The organism is Streptomyces sp. NPDC001231 (genome assembly GCF_042896885.1).
Lineage (GTDB): Bacteria > Actinomycetota > Actinomycetes > Streptomycetales > Streptomycetaceae > Streptomyces.
Map to the genome: position 1 here is coordinate 43,133 of NZ_JBIAXS010000040.1, position 20,508 is coordinate 63,640.

17 protein-coding genes and 2 pseudogenes are annotated in these 20,508 nt (G+C 71.8%); 8 read left to right on the plus strand and 11 right to left on the minus strand.

Annotation, left to right across the window (positions count from 1 at the left end; genetic code table 11):
• Window positions 1-52: 52 nt before the first annotated feature.
• From ACFY3J_RS34360 to ACFY3J_RS34380, 5 genes and pseudogenes are all read right to left on the minus strand, one after another.
• A pseudogene (locus ACFY3J_RS34360) lies at window positions 53-370 on the minus strand (class I SAM-dependent methyltransferase); the annotation flags it as partial.
• A gap of 188 nt (window positions 371-558) precedes the next feature.
• Window positions 559-2,529 (minus strand): YncE family protein, encoded by a 1,971-nt coding sequence (locus ACFY3J_RS34365; protein ID WP_390842473.1) that lies wholly within the window; start codon window positions 2,527-2,529, stop codon window positions 559-561.
• Between the two features lie 246 nt (window positions 2,530-2,775).
• The gene (locus ACFY3J_RS34370) at window positions 2,776-3,507 is read right to left on the minus strand and encodes a ferritin-like domain-containing protein (protein WP_390842474.1); all 732 of its coding nucleotides are present in this window, start codon (window positions 3,505-3,507) and stop codon (window positions 2,776-2,778) included.
• Window positions 3,508-3,671: 164 nt separating this feature from the next.
• Window positions 3,672-4,107, minus strand: a pseudogene (locus tag ACFY3J_RS34375) (hypothetical protein); the annotation flags it as partial.
• Window positions 4,108-4,128: 21 nt separating this feature from the next.
• On the minus strand, window positions 4,129-5,088 hold the full coding sequence (locus tag ACFY3J_RS34380; protein ID WP_390842475.1) for a D-2-hydroxyacid dehydrogenase family protein: 960 nt from the start codon (window positions 5,086-5,088) through the stop codon (window positions 4,129-4,131).
• A 150-nt stretch (window positions 5,089-5,238) separates the two neighbouring features.
• On the opposite strand from ACFY3J_RS34380, the gene ACFY3J_RS34385 reads away from it, so the two are divergent.
• Window positions 5,239-5,883, plus strand: coding sequence for an RraA family protein (locus ACFY3J_RS34385; RefSeq protein WP_384177873.1), 645 nt, complete (start codon window positions 5,239-5,241; stop codon window positions 5,881-5,883).
• A 68-nt stretch (window positions 5,884-5,951) separates the two neighbouring features.
• Here the strand turns inward: ACFY3J_RS34385 and ACFY3J_RS34390 are convergent, their stop codons facing one another.
• From ACFY3J_RS34390 to ACFY3J_RS34400, 3 genes are all read right to left on the minus strand, one after another.
• Window positions 5,952-6,689 carry a hypothetical protein gene (locus ACFY3J_RS34390; RefSeq protein WP_390842476.1) on the minus strand — a complete coding sequence of 246 codons (738 nt, stop codon included), beginning with the start codon at window positions 6,687-6,689 and terminating at the stop codon, window positions 5,952-5,954.
• The gene (locus tag ACFY3J_RS34395) at window positions 6,689-7,249 is read right to left on the minus strand and encodes a SigE family RNA polymerase sigma factor (RefSeq protein WP_384177869.1); all 561 of its coding nucleotides are present in this window, start codon (window positions 7,247-7,249) and stop codon (window positions 6,689-6,691) included. The genes ACFY3J_RS34390 and ACFY3J_RS34395 overlap by 1 nt, the downstream gene beginning before the upstream one ends.
• Window positions 7,250-7,323: 74 nt before the next feature.
• Window positions 7,324-7,950 (minus strand): hypothetical protein, encoded by a 627-nt coding sequence (locus tag ACFY3J_RS34400; RefSeq protein WP_384177867.1) that lies wholly within the window; start codon window positions 7,948-7,950, stop codon window positions 7,324-7,326.
• Window positions 7,951-8,243: 293 nt separating this feature from the next.
• On the opposite strand from ACFY3J_RS34400, the gene ACFY3J_RS34405 reads away from it, so the two are divergent.
• Window positions 8,244-8,924 carry a hypothetical protein gene (locus ACFY3J_RS34405; protein ID WP_390842478.1) on the plus strand — a complete coding sequence of 227 codons (681 nt, stop codon included), beginning with the start codon at window positions 8,244-8,246 and terminating at the stop codon, window positions 8,922-8,924.
• A gap of 180 nt (window positions 8,925-9,104) precedes the next feature.
• Here the strand turns inward: ACFY3J_RS34405 and ACFY3J_RS34410 are convergent, their stop codons facing one another.
• Complete coding sequence (locus ACFY3J_RS34410; protein WP_390842479.1) at window positions 9,105-11,231, minus strand: glycogen debranching N-terminal domain-containing protein; 2,127 nt, start codon at window positions 11,229-11,231, stop codon at window positions 9,105-9,107.
• Between the two features lie 122 nt (window positions 11,232-11,353).
• Here ACFY3J_RS34410 and ACFY3J_RS34415 point away from each other — a divergent pair, with 122 nt between their 5' ends.
• The 4 genes from ACFY3J_RS34415 to ACFY3J_RS34430 all read left to right on the plus strand — a co-directional run bounded on the left by ACFY3J_RS34415 (window position 11,354) and on the right by ACFY3J_RS34430 (window position 15,890).
• The gene (locus ACFY3J_RS34415) at window positions 11,354-12,421 is read left to right on the plus strand and encodes a LacI family DNA-binding transcriptional regulator (RefSeq protein ID WP_384177861.1); all 1,068 of its coding nucleotides are present in this window, start codon (window positions 11,354-11,356) and stop codon (window positions 12,419-12,421) included.
• 149 nt (window positions 12,422-12,570) lie between these two features.
• Window positions 12,571-13,815, plus strand: a complete 1,245-nt coding sequence (locus ACFY3J_RS34420; protein WP_384177859.1) for an extracellular solute-binding protein — start codon at window positions 12,571-12,573, stop codon at window positions 13,813-13,815.
• Between the two features lie 6 nt (window positions 13,816-13,821).
• Complete coding sequence (locus ACFY3J_RS34425; protein ID WP_384177857.1) at window positions 13,822-14,994, plus strand: carbohydrate ABC transporter permease; 1,173 nt, start codon at window positions 13,822-13,824, stop codon at window positions 14,992-14,994.
• The gene (locus tag ACFY3J_RS34430) at window positions 14,991-15,890 is read left to right on the plus strand and encodes a carbohydrate ABC transporter permease (RefSeq protein ID WP_390842481.1); all 900 of its coding nucleotides are present in this window, start codon (window positions 14,991-14,993) and stop codon (window positions 15,888-15,890) included. Before ACFY3J_RS34425 ends, ACFY3J_RS34430 begins: the two co-directional genes overlap by 4 nt.
• On the opposite strand, the gene ACFY3J_RS34435 is transcribed toward ACFY3J_RS34430, so the two are convergent.
• Window positions 15,887-16,840 (minus strand): IS481 family transposase, encoded by a 954-nt coding sequence (locus ACFY3J_RS34435; RefSeq protein WP_390842482.1) that lies wholly within the window; start codon window positions 16,838-16,840, stop codon window positions 15,887-15,889. The two genes, ACFY3J_RS34430 and ACFY3J_RS34435, sit on opposite strands and share 4 nt — an antisense overlap.
• 499 nt (window positions 16,841-17,339) lie before the next feature.
• Between ACFY3J_RS34435 and ACFY3J_RS34440 the strand changes: the two genes are divergently transcribed.
• Window positions 17,340-17,804: a hypothetical protein gene (locus ACFY3J_RS34440; RefSeq protein WP_384177853.1), complete on the plus strand. Its 465-nt coding sequence runs from the start codon at window positions 17,340-17,342 to the stop codon at window positions 17,802-17,804.
• 158 nt (window positions 17,805-17,962) lie between these two features.
• On the opposite strand, the gene ACFY3J_RS34445 is transcribed toward ACFY3J_RS34440, so the two are convergent.
• Window positions 17,963-19,216 carry an MFS transporter gene (locus ACFY3J_RS34445; protein WP_390842483.1) on the minus strand — a complete coding sequence of 418 codons (1,254 nt, stop codon included), beginning with the start codon at window positions 19,214-19,216 and terminating at the stop codon, window positions 17,963-17,965.
• 81 nt (window positions 19,217-19,297) lie between these two features.
• Here ACFY3J_RS34445 and ACFY3J_RS34450 point away from each other — a divergent pair, with 81 nt between their 5' ends.
• Window positions 19,298-20,281, plus strand: coding sequence for a helix-turn-helix domain-containing protein (locus ACFY3J_RS34450; RefSeq protein ID WP_384177848.1), 984 nt, complete (start codon window positions 19,298-19,300; stop codon window positions 20,279-20,281).
• Window positions 20,282-20,508 lie beyond the last annotated feature (227 nt).

Below are 20,508 nucleotides of genomic sequence, written 5' to 3' on the forward strand. Positions count from 1 at the left end.
GCGGTGCTGGTGAGCTCGACTCGTCGAGGGGAGCTCGGGTGGGAAGTGGCGGACGCGTGTCGCCCGCGAGGTGCTTGTCGAGCGCTTCCTCGGTGCCCGGCCACTTCGGGTCGCGGTAGTCGTCGAGGACGACGATCCCGCCGGGTGCCGCGATCTCCTCCGCCCACTCCAGGTCCTTGGCGACGCCCCCGGCCGAGTGGTCGCCGTCCACGACGATCACGCCGTAGCGGCGGTCGGAGACGGCCGCGCGGGTCTCGGGGTCCTCCGAGAAGCCCTGCTGGATCCGGGCGGCGACGCCCGCGCGGCCGGCCGGCGCCGGATTCGTCCGGACGGCGTTCACGTCGACCGGCGTGCCCGTGAGGTCGGGCCGTGTACTGACGCTGTCACAGCACCTGGATGTCGCGCTTGAGCTCCTCGTTCTCCGACTGCGACCGGGCGACCGCTGAGCGGCACCCTCGGAGCAAGCGCGTCTTTCATGCGACATGCACGGCCCACCTCCGCTCCGAACCGGTACGGCTCCGTGGGACGGGGGCCGTACCGGTTCGGCGCGGGAGGGGGTCAGTTGGTGAAGGTGAAGTACTTCCAGGCGCCGTGGGTCGTGGAGTTGACGGTGTCGCCGGAGGAGCCGTTGATGTAGGACGAGCGCATGCGGGCCCGGATGCCGGACGTGCCCGGTGCCTCCAGGCTCACGGACGACTTGCCCTTGGTGGACAGGGCGAAGTACTCGGAGCCCGAGTCGTACCAGGAGCCCTGGTAGTACACCTGGAGCTGGAAGCGCTGTTTGCGGCCGGGATAGTAGTTCATGGTCGTGGTGAACAGCGGGTCGGTCTTCTTGCGGAAGTAGTAGTACGTCGTGGAGCCGATCTTGCCCGTCTTGTAGTGCCGGAAGACGGCGGTGGAGACCTTCACCCGGGCGTACGCGGTCGACTTCACGGTCTTGGCGGCGTAGCGGGCGTCGCCGCCGAAGACGGCGGTGACGGTGGTGTCACGGGTCATGCCGACGGTCGCCGACAGGTTGCCCTTGGAGTTGACCTTGGCCGTCTTCAGCAGCTTCTTCGGCTTGTCGGGGCCGAAGGGGTCCGCGTAGATCGAGACGGTGCGGTTCTTGTACGTCGTACCGAGGTGCGCGGTGAAGGTGACCTTCTTGCCGTACGAGTACAGCTTGCCGTTGTTGTTCAGGGTCAGCGCGGTCGCCTTGCGCGAGACGTCCACCGTGCCGGAGCCGGAGGCGGGCATGTGCGTGGCGTCGCCCGCGTAGGAGACCTTGTAGGTGACCTTGCCGCCGGCGGGCGGGGTGTCCGTGAAGGAGAAGCTGCCGTCCGCCGCGGTCTTGACGGCGGCCAGCGCCTTGCCGTTCGGCGACTCGACGTCGGTGCGGGTCACCTTCAGGGCGGTGCCCGCGGTGGGCAGCGTCTTCGAGGTCAGTTTGCCCTTGACGGTGAGCTTCTTGGCGCGTTCCGACTTGGCGGGGGCCGACACCTTGAGGGTGGGCAGTTCCTTGGTGGGGTCGGTCAGGGCGCGCAGGGTGTGGGTGCCGTAGGAGTTCACGGAGACGGCGAAGACCCGGCTCGAGTCGGGCGCCCAGGCGAGCGCTCCGTTCACGAGGGTGTCGGCGCCGCTGGTGTTGCCGGTGTTGGGGAAGTCGTACTCCCGCACCGGCACCCGGTCACCGGGCCGGTGGATGTGGACGTCGGGGTCGTACCAGGAGAAGCTGCCGCCCGCGATGGTGCCGTCGGGCGCGACGCGCACGGCGTTCGGGTACGCGTCGATGGGGTAGCCGGTCAGCTCGGTGAGGTCGGTGGTCGAGTAGGCGCCGAGGCTGTAGCCGTACGACGAGGCGCCCCACGAGGTGAGCACCTGGCTGCCGTCGGGTGTGAGGTCCAGTTGCTCCGCGCCGCTGCTCATGGCGCCCTTGGCACGCAGGGTGGCGCCGTCGGCCGAGACGTCGTACACGGCGAGCATGCCGCTGTTGCCCGCCACCAGGACGCCGGGGACGGCCGGGTCGGCGGCCAGGGACGTCCCGGCGCCCGTGTAGAAGTCGGCGTCGCCCCGCTGGGCGAGGTGGACGACGGGTTCGTCACCGGAGACGTCGAGCGAGCCGAAGTCGCTGCCGTGGGAGAACCAGATCCGGCCGTCCACGACCTCCAGGTCGCCGGGAGCCGCGCCGACCGGGTAACTCGCGGTCTGGGTGTACGTCCCCGTCTCCACCGAGACGATCCGGTTGCCGTTCCTCACGGCGGCGTACACCTGGCCGGAGTCGGCGGACAGCGCGAGGCCGGTCACGCCGGAGAGCCCGGTGAGCGTCGCCTTCACGGTGCCCGTGTAGTCGGTGACGACGATCTTGCCGGCGGTCGGGTCGGAGACGTAGACCCGCTGGTGGGTGCCGTCCACGACCATGTCGCCGACCGACGTCACCGGAAGGACCTTCGCCGAGTCGGCCGCCGCCGGACCCGCCACGCCCGTGGTCAGGGCCACGGAACTGAGGACGACCGCGAGTGCCGTCGCGGTCGAGATGCTACGCCTGCGCACAGTGATGGAACCCCCACGGAAGAAGCCCGGTGCTCACCGGGTGGAAACGGACAGGCCGCGTGTCCCCCCTCGCACCGACGACGGATGCGTGGACGCTGCCGAAGGTGCAGCGTATGGCATGCCAGTGACAATTGAAGACTGGAATTTCCCGACTCGCTGCGACCGGCCGGGCGGGCGCAGGTCACCGGTCCGACGGCGCCGCCTCCCTCCTCACGATGGGGGCGGGAGGCGGTGGGCCGGCTGTTGTCAGGCTGTGCTCGTCCATGCGTCCGGGCGGGGTGCCAGCACCGCGGAGACGACCGCGCCGGACGAGGTCACGACGTCGGTCGCGAAGCGCAGGCGTCCGATGCCGAGGCGTCGCAGCGCCGGACCGTGGTCGGTGACGACGACGAGGGAGGCGGCGAGCAGAAGAAGTTGCCACAGGGCCATCACCGGGCGGCGCGTTGCGCGGGGCAACTCCGCCAGGGAGGCGTGCAGTCGCTCGCAGTGGAAGGGGACGTGGCGTTGCTCGTCGGACAGGATCCGCCCCGCCACATCCGAAGTGAGCACGTCGTCGGTGCCGTCGCGCAGGGCCCGGTAATAGCGGAGTGCCACGACTTCCGCGATCATCAGCACCAGCAGTTCCATGCGCAGGCCCATGAGACGCCGCAGCCGCACGAAGACCGTGTCGCTCCAGTGGCCGGACAGGGTTGGTACGCCACCCGCGCCGAGCAGACGGGCGAGTAGACGGGCGTGGTTCTGCTCCTCGGCGACGAAGAGCCGGACTGCCTGCGCGTAGTCGGGGTCGCCGGCCTCATCGGCTTTGCCGACGAGGTTGGCGCCGTCGCCGTCCTCGCCGACCTGGAAGCGCTGAATGCTGGCCCACACCGCCGGGTGCAGCGTCGCGCTCTGCCCCCAGTCCGGGTCGCCCTGGGCGCGCCTGCGCTCGCGCTCGTCCTCGAACCGCCTTGTCCACTTGGCGAAGCCGCCCGCATCCACTCGGTCTCCCCTCCCCGGGGCACGGCCGCCGCGCCCCGGAGAGGGACGACGCCGGCGGACGCCGAACCGTTCCACTGCTGCCGGGAGCCACGGACCACGCAGGGCGCACATCAGGCTGTGGCGTCCTCCGGGACCGCCAACGCCTCGGCAGCTTTCCGGGCCCCTTCGGGGGTCGGGGTGCCCGGTGGGGTGTATGCGGCCGGGGCGTCCGGCGCGTACATCGCGGTCACCGCCGCGGAGGCCGTTCAGGCGGCCCGCAGGCTCGGTGCCCACAGGGAGCGCGGGCAGGACACGCAGGACGGCGTTGGGTGCCGTGGCCGCGTGGACCAGCATCGCCGCTTCGCCATGGCCGTGGGTGGCGTACGAGTGGGTGGCCGCCCGCACCAGTTCGGTGAGGTGGCGGTGCGCCGCGTCGGGGTCCGTGCCCGTGGCCGCGGTCGCCCAGGTCGGCAGGCCCCTGACGCGCGCGAGCCGGGTGGGGAAGCCGCCGTCCCGTTCGGCGATGGGCGTCACCGCGTCGAGGGCGGCGGCCGCGCTGTCGGCGCCCGGCAGCGGGACGAGGTCCGTGACGGGGTGGTGGCGGGCCGCCCAGTCAGCCAGCCGCCCGGCAGCCAGGACCGGTCACCCCAGACGGCGTACCGGCTCGCCCGCCAGGTACGCCTGGATGTCCTCCACGGCGTCGCCGTAGTACGTCGCGTAGTTGGCCTGCGAGACGTAGCCGAGGTGGGGGGTGGCGAGCAGGCGCGGGGCGGTGCGCATCGGGTGGTCGGCGGGAAGTGGTTCGACGTCGAACACGTCCACTCCGGCACCGGCGATACGGCCCTCGTGCAGGGCGGCGAGCAGCGCGTCCTGGTCGACGATGGCGGCGCGCGAGGTGTTGATCAGGTACGCGGTGGGCTTGAGGAGGGCGAGTTCGGCGGCGCCGAGCAGGCCGCGGGTGCGGTCGCTCAACGCGAGGTGGACGGAGACGAAGTCGCTGTCCGACAGCAACTCCTCCTTGGAAGAGGCGAGTTCCACGCCCACCTCGTCGGTGCGCTCCTTGGTCAGATTCCGGCTCCAGGCGCTGACCCGCATCCCGAAGGCGAGGCCCACCTGCGCGACCCGGCTGCCGATCCTGCCGAGGCCGAGCAGGCCCAGGCGGCGGCCCTGGAGGTCGGCGCCGACGGTGGACTGCCAGGGGCCGCCCTCGCGCAGCGCGTTGTTCTCGGTCACCAGGTCGCGGGCGAGGCCGAGCAGCAGCGCCCAGGTCAGTTCCACCGGCGGGGTGGAGGAACTGCCGGTCCCGCACACGGTGACGCCGCACCGCTCGGCGGCGGCGTAGTCGATGACCGAGTTGCGCATGCCGGAGGCGACGAGCAGCTTCAGGCGGGGCAGGCGGTCGAACAGCGCGGCCGGGAAGGGGACGCGTTCGCGCAGGGTGACGACGATGTCGAAGTCGGCCAGGGCGCTTGCGAGTTCGTCCTCGTCCGAGATGTGCTCGCGGAACGTGACGATCTCCACTCGGTCCTCGACCGGACTCCAGTCGGCGGAGGCGAGGGCGGCGTCCTGGAAGTCGTCGAGCACGGCACAGCGCAGCACCATGTCGGTTGTCTCCGTCCTTGGTTCAGGCTGATCAGTCGGTTCGATCACACCACTGTCCAGCAAACCTGGTGGACCACGGGCGACGAGGGCTCGTACCGTCGAACGCGGGCAGCCACACGGACGACCACACTCGAGACGATCAGAGGTGCCATGACGGACGCCACCGAAGCCGCCGCTCCCGCCACCGGATTCGCGGACATCCCGACGACCACGCTGGCCGACCTCCTCGGCCGGGCTCAGGTCATGGACATCGGCATCCGCCCGCTGTGGTCGCCGGTGCCCCGCGTGGCCGGGCCGGCGTTCACCGTGCGGTGCCCTCCCGGTGACAACCTCATGCTGCACGCGGCCATTCACCGTGCCGCCCCGGGCGCCGTCATCGTCGTCGAGTCCGGCGACCTGGACTACGCCCTGGCAGGCGGCAACGTCTGCGCCGTGGCTCAGCGCCGCGGCGTCACGGCCTTCGTCCTGGACGGCCTGATCCGCGACCTGGGTGAAGTTCGCGAGGCGGGCTTCCCCGTCTTCGCCCGGGGCGTCATCCCGATCCCGGGCGGCAAGAAGGCCGTGGAGCCGCTGAACGCGGAGGTGACCTGCGGCGGCGCGAAGGTGAACGCCGGCGACGTCGTGGTCGCCGACGAGGACGGCGTCGTGGTGGTCCCGGCCGCCCGCCGCGAGGAGATCCTCGTCGCCGCCCAGGCCAGGCTGGTCAAGGAGGCGGACGAGACCCTCGACGCGTGGGAGGAGGCCCACCGCACCCGCGTCAACGGAATCCTGCGCGCCCAGGGCTTCGAGAACTGACATCGCCCGGACGGGCCACAGCCTTTCGAGACAGGGGGACCTCGTTCACCGGGGCCCTGCCCACCGGATCACCGTGGCCTCCACTGGGCGTAGATCCCGCCCTCGGTGTTGTGGACGGTGATCTGGTTCTCGAGGTGGAAGGGGTCCTTGCCCGGTTTCAGGTCGGTGACGGCGTACCAGACGCCCCATCCGGGGTCGCCGGGCAGCTCGATGAGCTTGCCCCGCACCGTCCCGGCCACCGTTTCGACCTCCACGCTGGACGCGGTGCCCTTGCCCCCGTAGTACACGCCGGAGAGGTAGCGGCGGCCGTTCTCGGACTCCTCCTGAAGAGTGACGCCGGGGTCGCTCCGGACGATGTTGCCGTCGACCACGCTCCGGAACTGCGGCTCGGGCGAGACCGGCGACGTCCAGTGCTTGCCCTCCGCCGTGAGCCAGAGCTCGAAGCCGGGGACGGCCGTCACATGCTCGCCGGAGGCGACGATGCGCGGCGTCGGGGCCGGGGCGGCCGGCGAGACGGAGGGCGTGGGCGAGACGGACGCGGGCGCCGCCGGGGACGTGACGCCGGGGGCGCCGGATTCCGTGCCGGGCAGCACGACGACGGCCAGCGGCACCAGCAGCAGCCCGCACCCCGCGCCGAGTACGGCCGTCCGCCGCCTGAGCCGGATCCGCCGGCCCTGGCGCTCCACGGCCGCCAGCGGCAGCGGGGAGGGCGTGATGTCGTACGCGACCTCGGTCAGTGCCCGACGCAACTGTTCGGTCTCGGCGTGTCCCGGGGCTGGTTCTGCTTCGGTTCTGGGGTGATTCATCAGTGGGCTCCGGAGACGGGGTGGGAGCGGTCGGAGGCGCCGGAGGCGTCGAAGGCAGGATGAGAGCGCAGGGCCGCGAGGCCGCGCCGCGCGTGGGTCTTGACCGTTCCGATCGAGCAGTCGAGCACCTCGGCGATGTCGGTTTCGGCGAGGTCCTCCCAGTAGCGCAGCACCAGCACCGTCCGCTGCCGGGCGGAGAGCGTGGCGAGCGCCTCCATGACCGCGGCGCGGCGCTCGACGGACTCGGCGTGGCCGTTGTCCGGCTGGTGCACCCGCTCGGGCAGGAACGGCATCAGCAGATGCGTGACACGTCTCCTGCGGATCCGGTTGAGGTTGTTGTTGACGAGTGAGCGTCGTACGTAGAAGTCGACGTCCTCGTGCGGGATGCGCCCCCAGCGCGCGTACACCTTGGCCAGGGTGGTCTGCACGAGATCCTCGGCTTCGTGGTAGTCACCGGTGAGCAGGAGGGCGGTCCGTAGCAGACGGGCCCAGGCCGCACCGGCGTAGGCGGCGAAGTCGGTGCTCCCGGAGGAGGCTGCGAATCTCTCGTACTGGGGCACGGATGCGGTTCCTGTGGGTCGGGTACGGGGAGGAGGAGCCGGGGCGGGGACCGCGCGGGTCCCCGCCGGGGGGATCAGCGCAGCGTCAACCGGGAGTAGACCTTGCCCTTGGTGTCGTGGACGGTGATCCGGGACACGTAGTCCCAGGAGCCGCTGCCGGGCTTGACGACGGCGGTGGCGTACCACACGCCCCATCCGGGCTTGCCGGGCAGCTCGATGAGCTTGCCGTGCACCGTCCCGTCCGCCGTTTCGACCTCGACGCTGGACGCGGTGCCCTTGCCGCCGTAGTACAGGCCGGAGAAGTAGGCGCTGTCGTCCATGATCTCGGACTGGATCGAGACTCCGGGGGTGTTCCTGTCGATGTTGCCGTCGACCACGCTGCGGAACTGCGGGTCGGGCGAGGAGGGCGTCGTCCAGTGCTTGCCCTCGGCCGTGAGCCAGAGCTCGAAGCCGGGGACGGCCGTCACGTGCTCACCGGGGGCGACGATGCGGGGCGTCGGGGCGGTCTTCTTCGCCGTCGGCTGCGTGGCCGTGGCGGCCCGGGCCTTCGAGACCGAAGCGGCCCGGGTCTGCGCCGTCCCCGCCTTCGTGACCGTGCCGTGCGGTGCCTTCGCGGGTACGGCGTACGACGCCGTGGCCATCCCGGCCACGGCGGCGGTGGTGACGGCCACGCAGGACAGGTACTTCAGCGTCCGTTTCATGAACGGGCAACTCCTAGCGGAACACGGACCCTTGGGGGATCCAGGCTGACTGGTGGAAGGAGGGCGCCTCTCCACCCGTTCAAACCCCTCCCGGTTCCCGTCCGGATGACACCCCCCGCGGAATTTCTTCGCGGGGGGTGTCCTGGGCCGACGCGCGCCCGGACGCTGTTCCCGCTCCGCTCGGCACCCGGTGGCGATAATCGGGGCATGATCCCCTCACGGTGCGCCGTCACGGCCGAGTACTCGTGTTCCCGGTCCGGACAGGGACCGTTCGCGGACGGCGGGGGCGCCGGATGAACGCCGGTGAGGTGCGGCGGCGGCTGCTGGGCGACCTGCTGGCGGTGGGGGCGCCGTACGGGCTGGCGCTCGCCGGTGGGGACGCGGTGCGGGCGCACGGACTGGTGGACCGGCCCGGCCGGGACGTCGACGTGGCCACCGAGAGCCCGGTCGAGACGGGGGACATCGTCGCGGCGGTGCGAGCCGGCCTGGAGGAACGCGGCTGGCGGGTACGGACGTCGGGGACGGAGCCGCTGGCGGCCCGGCTGGTCATCGGTGGCCCGGAGGCCGGGGCCGGGGAGGAGTACTCCGTGCAGGTCCTCAAGGAAGTGCTGTGGCGGCCGCTGGAGGCGGGCGAGTTCGGCCCGGTCCTGTCCGTCGAGGACCTCGTCGGCACCAGGGTGCGCGCACTGGCCGATCAGGGGCTCGCCCCCGACCTCGTCGACGTCCACGCCGCCGCCGGCCGGTGGAGCCACCCGGAGCTGGAGGAACTCGGTCGCCGCCACGCCGGCGACGCCCTCGATCTCACCGATCTGCAGACCCGGCTCGTCGGCGCCGAATGGATCGACGACCGCGAGTTCGCGGCCTGCGGGCTCGACGACCGGGCCATCGCCGAGCTCCGCCGCTGGGCCCAGGAATGGGCGGACGACATCGGCGAACGGCTAGCGGAGTCCTCGGCGCCACCCGACGACGAGTGAGGCCACCTCCTACGACCGACCGCGCGCCGCCGCCCGTCCCCTCTCCTCCCCTCCCCCGCACGCACCTACCGCGGCCCACAGCCCGCCGCCCACACCCGGGCCCTCGTCAAGGGGTCAGTCGCTGATCACCGTCCCGCGGCCCACAGCCCGCCGCCCACACCCGGGCCCCTCGTCAAGGGGTCAGCCGCTGATCACCGTCAGCCCCTCCGGAGCCGACACCTCCGCCGATCCGTCGGCCCTCACCGTGATGTCCAGGCGGCCTCCGCCGGCTTGGAGCCCGGTGACCGTCAGCGGGCCGTACGCGCAGGCGAAGCCCGGGGTCACCGTGAGGGTGCCGGCGGGGACGTCCGCGCTCAGGCCGAGAGCCGACTGGAGGACGAGGACCGAGGACGCGGCCGCCCACGCCTGGGGCCGGCAGGACGCCGGATAGGGCGCGGGGCGCGGACCGGCCTCGATGCCGTGGCCCGCGAAGAGTTCCGGCAGCCGGGCGTCGAAGCCCGCCGATGCCGTCAGCAGACCGTCCGCCAGCGACGCCGCGGCGTCCGGGAAGCCGGACCGGACCAGGCCGTGCACGGCGATCGCCGTGTCATGCGGCCAAATCGAACCGATGTGGTAGCCGTACGGGTTGAAGCCCACCGCCTCGCTGCTCATCGTGCGCAGACCGTGGCCCGCGTCCAGGTCGCCGCCGGAGAGCCGGGCGGCCAGCAGCGCGCTCTCCTCGTGGTTCAGCAGACCCGTGCCCAGGAGGTGGCCGAAGCCCGAGGTGACCGAGTCGGCCGGCCTGCCCTCGCCGTCCAGCGCCACCGCCGGGTACGGGCCCCGTTCGTCCTCCACCCAGAAGCGCTCGCGGAAGCGCGACGCGAGCCGGTCCGCCCACTCCTCCCACTCGTCGGCCCCCGGGCGGCCGAAGGACCGCAGCAGCGCCGCTCCGCCGCGCGCGGCCTCGTAGGCGTACGCCTGCACCTCGCACAGCGCGATCGGCGGGTGGGCGAGGCGGCCGTCGCGGTGGCGGATGGAGTCGCCGGAGTCCTTCCAGCCCTGGTTGGCCAGGCCCCGGCCCGACTGGTCGACGTACTTGAGGAAGCCGTCGCCGCCGGCGTCCCCCTGGTCGCGCATCCACGCCAGCGCCGACTCGGCGTGCGGCAGCATCCGCTCGACCTCCTCCGGCGCCAGGCCCCAGCGCCAGGCGTCGTGGAGCAGGGTGATCCACAGGGGGGTGGCGTCCACGGTGCCGTAGTACACCGGCGGGAGCGAGAACGTGTCGCTGTACGCCGAGGTGCCGCGCCGGACCTCGTGCAGGATCTTGCCCGGCTGTTCCTCGGAGACCGGGTCGGTGACGCCGCCCTGGCGGCGGGCGAGGGTGCGCAGGGTGCCGGCCGCGAGATCAGTGCCGAGCGGGAGCAGCATGCGGGCGGCCCAGAGCGAGTCGCGGCCGAAGAGGGTCAGGAACCAGGGGGCGCCGGCGGCCAGGAACTGGTCCGGCCGGTCCCCGGGCGACCGCGGGTCCGTCAGGCGCAGGCGGTCCAGGTCGGCGAGGGACTGCTCCAGCCACCGGTCGAGGCCTCGGTCCGCGCTGCGCAGGACGGGGGTGCGCCACGGTACGGCGTCGGCGGGGGCCGCCGGGAACTGGTCGCCGTCCGCGTAGGCCGCGGTGCAGTCCAGGGTCACCGTCCACGAGGCACCGGGGTCCAGGGCGATGTCGTACGACAGCCGGCCCGCCGGCACGTCCAGCGCGTCGGGCGCAGGCTCGCTGGTCAGGCGCACGGCGAACCCGTCGTCGGCCCAGGACAGTTCGCTCCCGCCGGAGTTCGCGGCCTGCGGGGGCGCCGTCCCCACCAGGCGCCCCGACTTGACCTGTTCCATGGTGGCGAGGTCGGTGGCGGCCGTGACCGTCAGCCGGAAACGCACCGACTGGGTGCCCGCGTTGGTGACTTCGAGGACTTCCTCGAGCCGGCCGGCCGCCGTGGTCCGGCGGCGGTGCAGGGCGACCGCGGGGTCCGCCGTCACCTCTCCGAGCCCCCGCAGGATCGACCGGAAGTCCGCCCGGTCCGCCCCGCGCAGCCCGTGCCCGACCGGCGCCAGCGGGATGCCGTCGGCCGCGACGGTCAGCCGGGAGAGCGCCCGGCGGTCGCCGTGGAAGAAGCCGTCCGCGCCGCCGTCGAGAGCCCCGTCGGCACGCGAGATCACGAAGCTCGGGGCGTACAGCGTGACGACCGCGTCGTGCAGGAACGGCTGAAGGCCCCCGGTCACCGCGGGGGGCGGCGTGACCGAGCCGTTGGTGTCGGGGGTCTTGACAGTCGAGTCCAAGGGAGTAGAACCTCTCAGCGTTTGATCGTTCCAAAGACATTAAGTGACTCGTCAGAGCGCTGACAATGCTTTTGGAACGCTAAAACCCGCTCCTCGTTCCCTCTGCACGCCGGAGACCCGCAATGCCCCGCTCCAGCAACGACCCGCCCGCCAGGGGCGGCCCGGTGACGCTCGCCATGGTCGCCCGCCGGGCCGGGGTCTCCCCGCAGACCGTGTCGAACGCGATCAACTCGCCGGACCTGCTGCGCGCCGAGACCCTGGAGCGGGTCCGCCGGGTGATCGACGAGATGGGCTACCGCCCCAGCCGGGCCGCGCAGACGCTGCGCACCCGCTCCAGCAAGCTGATCGGCTACGGCATCCTGCCCTCCCCGGCCAGCAGCCCCGTCCTCGACCGGTTCCTGCACGCCCTGTCGCAGGCCGCCGACGAGGCCGGTTACAGGATCCTGCTGTTCGCCTGCCAGCCCGGCTCGCCGACCCTGGACGGCTACGAGGAGTTGCTCGACCAGCACGAGGTCGACGGCTTCGTGCTCAGCGGCACCGAGCACAACGACCCTCGTCAGGCGTGGCTCGCCAAGCGGGACGTGCCGTTCGTCGCCTTCGGCCGGATGTGGTCGCGGCGGCAGATCGGCGACTGGATCGACGTCGACGGCGCCTCGGGCACGGACGCCGCCGTGGAGCACCTGATCGGCCTGGGGCATCGCAAGATCGCCTTCCTCGGCTGGGGACGCGGCTCCTCCGGCGCCGGTGACGACCGCGCCGAGGGCTGGCAGCGGGCCATGAAACGGCACGGGCTGCCGACCCGCGGGCGGCGCGCGCAGAGCGTGAACGACATCGACGCGGCCCGCGCCGCCGTGAAGCCGCTGCTGGACGCGGGGGCGACCGCGGTGGTCGCGGCCAGCGACATGCTGGCGCTCGGCTGCTACCAGACGCTGCGCGAGCGCGGCGCCGTCCCCGGCCGCGACGTCGCCGTGGTCGGCTTCGACGACTCGCCGACCGCCGAGCTCCTTTCGCCCGCGCTGACCTCCATCGCCCAGCCGCTGGAGGAGGTCGGCCGGGAGTGCGTACGGCTGCTGCTGGCGCGGCTGTCCGCTCCCGACGCGCCGCCCGAGCGCATCCTGCTGCCGCCGTCCCTGGTCGTCCGGGACAGCGCCCGCGCACCCGGTGCGGACGCGGTCGCGCCCACCGTCTGACGACGGCCCGGCAGGCGCCGGGCACCACGGGCCGGTGCCGTCCCGACCGGCGCCGTCCCACCCCGAGTTCTCTCCTCCTCCACCCCCCGGCCGTGTTTCGCGCCGCCGGGCGGAGCCGCCACTCACATCCCCGATCCCCGGAGGAATCCATGTCCCACCGTACGGCCGCCGCGGCCCTCGCCACCTGCGCGGCACTACTGGCCACCGCGGGCTGCTCGTCGAGCTTCGGCGGCGACAAGAAGACGGAGCAGGACACCGGCTCCGGCCAGCACCTGACGGTGCTCATAGCCAGCTCCGGCGACGCCGAGACCAAGGCCGTCAAGGAGGCGGCCGCCGCGTACGCCAAGCAGTCCGGCAACAAGGTGACGGTCGACGTCGCCAAGGACATGAACCAGCAGCTCGCCCAGGCGTTCGCCGGGCACAAGCCGCCGGACGCCTTCTACGTCAACTCCGACCAGTTCGCGAACTACACCAGAGGCGGCTCCCTGTACGCCTACGGCGACAAGGTCAAGGACGCCGACGACTTCTCCGAGCAGCTGCGCGCCTCCTTCACCCACGACGGCAAGCTGATGTGCCTGCCCAAGGACACCTCCACGCTCGCACTGGCGGTCAACAACGACCTGTGGAAGAAGGCGGGGCTGACCGAGAAGGACTACCCGACGACCTGGGACCAGCTGAAGAAGGTCGCGGGCAAGCTGACCGGGCACGGTGTGACCGGGCTGGTCGTGGGTGCCGAACACGCGCGGCTCGGCGTCTTCATGAAGCAGGCCGGCGGCTGGATCACCAACGCCGACCAGACGAAGATGACCGCCGACAGCGCGCAGAACGCGCAGGCGCTGAGCTACGTGCAGTCCCTGCTGAAGTCCGGCTCCATGAAGTACGCCAACCAGGTCGACACCAACTGGGGCGGCGAGGCCTTCGGCAAGGGCAAGGCCGCCATGACCATCGAGGGCAACTGGCTCGACGGCGCCATGAAGGCCGACTACCCCGACGTCGCGTACAAGGTGGTCCCGCTGCCCGCCGGTCCGGCCGGCCAGGGCACGCTCGCCTTCAGCCAGTGCTGGGGCGTGGCCGCCGAGAGCGCCCACCGGGCGGCGGCCGTGGACCTGGTGACGTACCTGAACTCCAGCGCGCAGCAGCTGAAGAACGCCGACGCGTTCGGCGTGATGCCCTCGCGCACCAGCGCCCTGGCCGAGTACGCGAAGCAGAACCCCGCCGCGAAGGCGTGGGTCGACGCCAGTGCCTACGCGCAGGGCCCCGTGACCCTCGCCGGGTTCGACAAGGTGCTCGGCCAGTTCAACACCGACCTCGCCGCGCTGGGCACCGCCGACCCGAAGAAGATCCTCGCCGACCTCCAGCGCAACGGCGAACACGCGCTCACGAAGGGCAACTGACCCACCGTGTCCGCGCGTACGTCACACCACCCCCGGCCGGAGCCGCGTTCCCGCGCCGGCCAGGGGTCCCGTACGGCCGGCCCGCCGGGCGAACCTGACACGCCCGGCGGGCCCGGCCCGAAGTCGACGGCGCCCGCCCGGCGGGCGGGGCGCCGCGCGGAGGGCGCCTGGGGCTGGCTGTTCGTCAGCCCCGCGGTGCTCGTCCTCGGCCTCTTCCTGGTCCTGCCGACCCTGATGGCGCTGTGGGTGAGCCTCCTGCACTGGGACGGGCAGTCCAACCCGTTCAGCGCGCAGGCCGACTTCGTCGGCCTGGACAACTACCGGGCGCTGCTCACCGAGGACGGCCTCGACCGCACCCTGTTCGCGACCTCGCTGCGCAACAACGTGTACTACGTGCTCCTGACCGTGCCGCTCCAGACCCTCCTCGCGCTGGGTCTGGCGCTCATCGTCAACCAGCGGCTGCTGCGCGCCCGGGGCGCCCTGCGGACCGCGTTCTTCTTCCCGTCGGTGACCAGCTCGATCGCGGTCTCGACGATCTTCCTCTTCCTGTTCCAGGGCAGCGGCGCCGTCAACACCGCGCTGTCCTGGATCGGGGTGAAGGGTCCGAACTGGTTCAACGACCCGCGTGGAGTGCTGTCCCTGCTGCTCGGCGGCCTGGGCATCGTCGACACCGGCCATCCCTCGGGTGCGCTGGCGGACCACTCCTTCATGGGGCTGTCATGGTTCGAGTGGCTGTCCGGGCCGTCGGTCGCGATGTGCACGATCATCCTGCTCGCCGTGTGGACGACCTCCGGCACCTTCATGCTGATCTTCCTCGCGGCCCTCCAGGACGTCCCGCGCGAGCTGGAGGAGGCGGCCGCGATCGAAGGCGTCAACCGCTTCCAGATGCTGCGGTACGTGACGCTGCCCGCGCTGCGGCCCGTGCTGTTCCTCGTCCTCACGCTCGGTCTGATCGCCACCTGGCAGGTGTTCGACCAGGTGTACGTCATGAGCCAGGGCGCCCCCGGCAACACCACGCTCACCCCGGCCTTCCTGTCCTACTCGACCGCCTTCGACGACGCCGACTTCGGCCAGGGCGCGGCCATCGCCTTCGTCCTGCTCGTACTGATCCTGACCATGACGGCCCTGCAGCGCTTCCTGCTGCGCGAACGCGCCGCCCGTCCCCGGAGGAACCGATGAGCGCGCATTCCACGGCCGCCCGGGCGCAGGGCCGTCCGGTGCTCGGACGCTTCCCCCGGCCCCTGCGGATCCTCGGGTACGCGCTGCTGGTGGCGCTCGGGCTGCTGTATCTCCTGCCGTTCGCCATCCAGTTGGCCACCGGGTTCAAGACGGACCCGGACGCGGCGACCCATCCCCTCGGGCTGTTCCCGGTCACCCCGACGACCGCCGCCTACCAGCGGCTGTTCGGGATCAGCCAGGCCGGGGACGGTGTGCCGTTCCTGCGCTGGCTGGGCAACTCGGCGTTCGTCTCGGTCGTCATCACCGCAGGGCGGGTGCTGTTCGCCTCGATGGCCGGGTACGCGCTGGCCCGGCTGCGCTTTCCCGGCCGCACCCTGCTGTTCGGGTTCCTCCTCACCGTGATCGCGGTGCCCCCCATAGTGCTGCTGATCCCGAGGTTCCTGGTGCTCAACACCTTCGGGCTGTTCGACACCTACGCCGCCATGATCCTGCCGCTGCTGGTGGACGCGGCGCAGGTCTTCATCATGAAGCAGTTCTTCGAGTCGATCCCCCGGGAAGTGGAGGAAGCCGCCCGGGTCGACGGCGCCGGTGTCTTCCGCACCTTCTGGTCGGTCGTCCTGCCGATGGCCCGGCCCGCCCTGATCACCGTGACGATCCTGGCCTTCCAGGGCTCCTGGAACGAGTTCACCCACTACCTCGTGGCCACCCAGTCCAGCCAGTACGAAACCCTGACCACCGGCCTCGCCCGCATGGTCTCCGGCAGCCTGGGCGGCGGCACCCAGTACCCCCTGAAACTGGCCGCGGCCCTCCTGTCGACCCTCCCCGTCGCGATCCTCTTCTTCTGCTTCCAACGCCACTTCGTCCAGGGCGCGAACGCGGGGGCGGTCAAGGACTAGGTGTATTGCCCTGTGAGGTTGGGGACGCGGCTGGCGGGTGGTTGGCCTTTCAGCGCGGTGTGTCCGCGGTGGTGATTGTAGGTGTGCAGCCACTCGCCGAATGCCTGGCGTCGTTCGGTCTCCGAGCGGTAGGGGCGGGCGTAGGCCCATTCGTCGAGCAGGGTGCGGTTGAAGCGTTCGACCTTGCCGTTGGTCTGGGGCCGGTAGGGCCGGGTTCGCTTGTGGATGATCCCGGCCGCTGCCAGGGCGTCGCGCCAGTCGTGTGAGCGGTAGCAGGATCCGTTGTCGGTCAGGACCCGTTCGACGGTGATTCCGGCCTGGGTGAAGAAGGCGTGGGCCCGGGTCCAGAAGGCGCCGGCGGTCTCCTTTCGCTCGTCGGTGAGGATCTCGCTGTAGGCCAGTCGGGAGTGGTCGTCGACGGCGGTGTGCAGGTAGCTGTAGCCGGCCTGGGGCCGGTTCTTGCGGCCCGCCTGGCGGCCGAGGATCTTGTGGCCGCCGCCGTCGGGGATGTTGCCGAGCTTCTTGATGTCGACGTGGACCAACTCGCCCGGCCGGTCGCGTTCATAGCGTCGGATGACGCGGCCGGTGGCCCGGTCCAGATGGCTCAGACGGGCCAGTCGGTAGCGGGTCAGGACGCGGTGCACGGTGGAGGGCACCAGGTTCAGCAGGTGCGCGATGCGGGCCGGTCCCCAGCGGCGCAGGACGCGGACCTTGATGATCCGCCGTTCGGTGCGGGTCGGGGTGCGGCGCGGGCTCGTGTGCGGGCGCGAGGAGAGATCGGCCATCCCTGCCTCGCCCTGCGTGCGGTAGCGGTCGGCCCATCGCTGGGCGGTGGTGGGCGAGACCTGGAAGCGTTCGGCGGCCCGGCGAAGGGTCCAGCCGTCCTCGACCACACAGCGGGCCAGGCGCAGGCGTCCGGTCTCGGTCAGGGGTGCATTACGGTGGGGCACGAGGGCCTTTCGGTCGGTGTAGACGTCGCAATCCACACCGAACCCGGAAGGCCCTCACCTGTTCAAGATCCCCCAGCCGAGACCTGGCTCACCCGTCCACAACCTCCCCGGACAGAACAACTAGGCAGCGCCTTTCCCGTCTCATCCGATCGTTGGTTCGGTCGTGAGGGACGGAGAGATTTCTGATGGTGCGTGGGCAGTGATCGCGCCGCTGCTGCCGTCTGCGGGTCGTGCCTGGGGCGGTGGCGGGATCACCGCCAGGTGCTGGAGGGCACATCAGGAACCCGCGACGACCGCACCCAGGCCGAAGCGGCCATCAACCGGATCCGCGCCGCGGCGGGCAGGACAACCCGCCGCGCCGTCCATAACGTTTCTGCAGGTCAGCAGGGGCGTTCCGTGGTCACCTGGGACGGTGAACCGGATCGGAGTCCCGCAACTCGGCCTGCCGGGGCGCGGTTGTCCCCCGTGATTGGCAAGGGGCCATCAGGAGGGGATCACCATGGCCATTCCGCAGGTCGCGCGTCTCATCACCGCCATCGGTGCCGCCGGCGCGCTGCTCTTCACTTCGGCGACGGGGGCCAGTGCCTCGGCAGTCGGCTCGACACCCGTGCGGACCTTCGAGTACAGCGTGGGCGGTGTGACCATGAAGGTCCCCACGGGCTGCATGTTCACGCACATCATCCGTGGCAGCGCACTCCGGATCACCTACCAGAACGCCGGTGTCGACTGCGCCTTCGTGGGAGCGCTCAGCAGCGGCTTCTGCAACTGGCGTATCGACTTCACCTACGCGGACACCGGCAACCGCACCTATCGCACCTCGCGGGGCAGGACGCACGACGAGTGCAAGATCGACCCCATGCGGAGCAACTCTCCTCAGACGCTGCCTCGTTATGGCAAGACATGCGCCCACCTCCACGTCAATGGCGTGCGGCGGGTGAGTCAGTGTCATCACGTCACGAAGTGAGCCGAGTATGAGCGAGCAGCAGCGGCAGCAGGGGAAGGCGGCTGGACCGACGGAGGAGCGGGTCGGCGTCATGCGGCGGTGGGCCGGGGTTTGGGGGTTTGGTGTCGGGTTCGGTGTGGTCGTTGCCTTCTTCGCGTTCTTTCCCGGGTTGCCGCATGTCATCGACTGGGGTGCTCTTCTTGTGGCTCTGGGGGTGGGGCTGCTTGGGCGGTGGGGTGGGCTGGCCTGGGTGAAGAGGGTTCGCGCTTCTCGGTGTTAGGGCGGCGGGACGCGATGGCCAGGCTCAGGGTCACCACTGTCGAGGCCGCCGCCGTCGCCGTCATCGCCGTCGCGGGGGAGGTGAGTTGGGCGACCGTGCCCGCCAGGGTGGCGCTGACGCCCTGGAGGGTGAGCATGCCCGCGGAGTGCAGGCCGAGGGCGTGCCCGGCCAGTTCGTCGGGGGTCGAGTTCATCAGGTGCTCCTGCTGGACCAGGCTCGCGCCGAAGCCGACGGAGGCGAGGGTGACCAGGCAGGCGGCCACCGGCAGGGGCGGGTGGAGGGCGAAGAGCAGGTACGGCCCGGCCAGGAGCAGAAGCAGCGGCGTGGCCGCCCGGCGCCGTACCGCCGGAGGCAGCAGGCGGCCCACCGTCACGTCGCCGGCCAGCATGCCGAGCGCCGCGCACGCGAACAGCGTGCCCGCCGCGGCGGGGGCGTAGGAGACGTAGAGGGACTCGCAGCCGACCACCAGGCCGTTGGGGAGCCACAGGCCCAGGTAGGTCAGGCGGCGCCGGCGGGACGACCACAGCAGGGCGTTGGTGCGCCAGGTCGCCGAGACCGAGGGGCGGCCGGAGGCACGGGGCCGCCGGTGGGTCAGACCGAGGCGGAGCACCATGGCCGCCACCGAGTACAGCACGGCGGACAGCAGCAGCGAGACCCGCGGTGACAGGGCCGCCACCAGCACCCCGCCTGTCGCGAACCCGGTGATCTGCATGACGCCGCTCATCATGTTGAACACCGAACGCCCCAGCAGATAGCCGTCCTTGGACAGGATCTCGTTCAACAGGCCCCAGCGGACTCCCCCGCCCAGGGAGGCGACCAGCCCCTGCGCGAGGACCACGGCGAAGACCGCCCACAGCGCCAGGCCGGGCACCGCCAGCAGCGCCGTGCCCGCCGCGAAGGACAGGCACACGCCCACCAGCGCACGGCGCGGCGGCAGCCGGTCCGCGCCGGACAGGAGGAGGGTGGCGCCGAGCACCTGGGCCAGCGAGGGGCCGAACATGCTCACCGCGGAGAGCAGCGGCGAGTCCGTAGCCCGGTACACCAGGGTGCCGAGCGCGAGTCCGCTCGCCGTCTGCGCCACCGTCTGCGCGCAGGACGCGAGGAAGAGCGGGGTGAACTCCGGAGTCCGGAAGAGCTGTTGGTAACTGCGCATGCGCCGGAGTCTCGGGCGGCCGCCGAGCCGGTGGTTATTGTTTCGCACAGGTGCGAAAGGTCGCCGGGGGCGGGAGGTTCCATGGGCTGGTGGCAGGTCAACGCCGACACGCTCGCCGGGAGCCGGTTCCTGCTCTCGCCGCTCGCCGAGACCTTCGCGAGCCTGGAGCTGCTGCACGCGGGCACCGGTCATCACCCCGGCGAGCAGGCGTGGCTGCGCGCGCACCTGCCCGCCTACCGGCGGCTCCTCGCCGACGACCCCGTCACCGCCCTCCTCGTCCGCGCCGGACTCGGCCGGGACTGGATCGCCGACTTCCTCACCCCCACGCCACGGGACGAGGAGTCCTTCGAGGAGGGGGTCGAGCGGGTACGCGCCACCGACCCGGCGGACGCCCGCGCGCACCTGCGGACGTCGCTCGCCGGGCCGCTGCCGGCCGCGCTGGAGCGGGACGACCTGCCCGAGCGCGCGGCCCGGCTCCTGGAGTACGTGTGGGCGGACGCCGTACGGCCCTCCTGGGCCCGGCGGCGGCGCGTCCTCGAAGCCGATGTCGTGGCACGGACCGCGCGGGTCAGCCGGGGCGGCTGGGCGGAGGTACTGGACACCCTGCGGCCGGGCACGCGCTGGCTCGGCGAGAGCCGGTTCCAGGTCAACCTGCACGAGTATCCGCCGCGCGAGATCTCCGGCGCCCAGCTCGTCTTCGTACCGGTCACCCCGCAGGCCGGCTGGGTGTCGTGGGACGAGACGCAGCGCCGGTACGCCGTCGTCTACCCCTGCGCCGGCGCCCTCGCCGACACCGACGCGCGCCGCTCCGCGGTGCCCACGGGCCTCGTCGCGCTGCTGGGCCGTACCCGCGCGCAGGTGCTGATCCTGCTCGACTCGCCGCTGAGCACCACCCAGCTGACCGCCGTGACCGGGCAGAAACTGGGCTCCGTGGGCCGCCATCTGCGCGTGCTGCTGGACGCGGGGCTGGTGGAGCGCCGCCGGGCCGGACGATCGGTGCTGTACTCGCGAACCGGCGCGGGCCAGGTCCTCGTCGAGGCGGCAGCCTCAAGGACGGGCGCATAGACCGGCGCGCGGACAGGCACGGGGACGGGCGCGGGCAAGGGAGCGGACACAGGGACCGACCCGGGGACCAGCACAGCAACCGGCGCGGGGACCAGCACGAGGACCAGCACAGCAACCGGCGCGGGAACGAGCACGAGGACCAGCACAGCAACCGGCGCGGGAACGAGCACGAGGACCAGCACAGCAACCGGCGCGGGAACGAGCACGAGGACCAGCACAGCAACCGG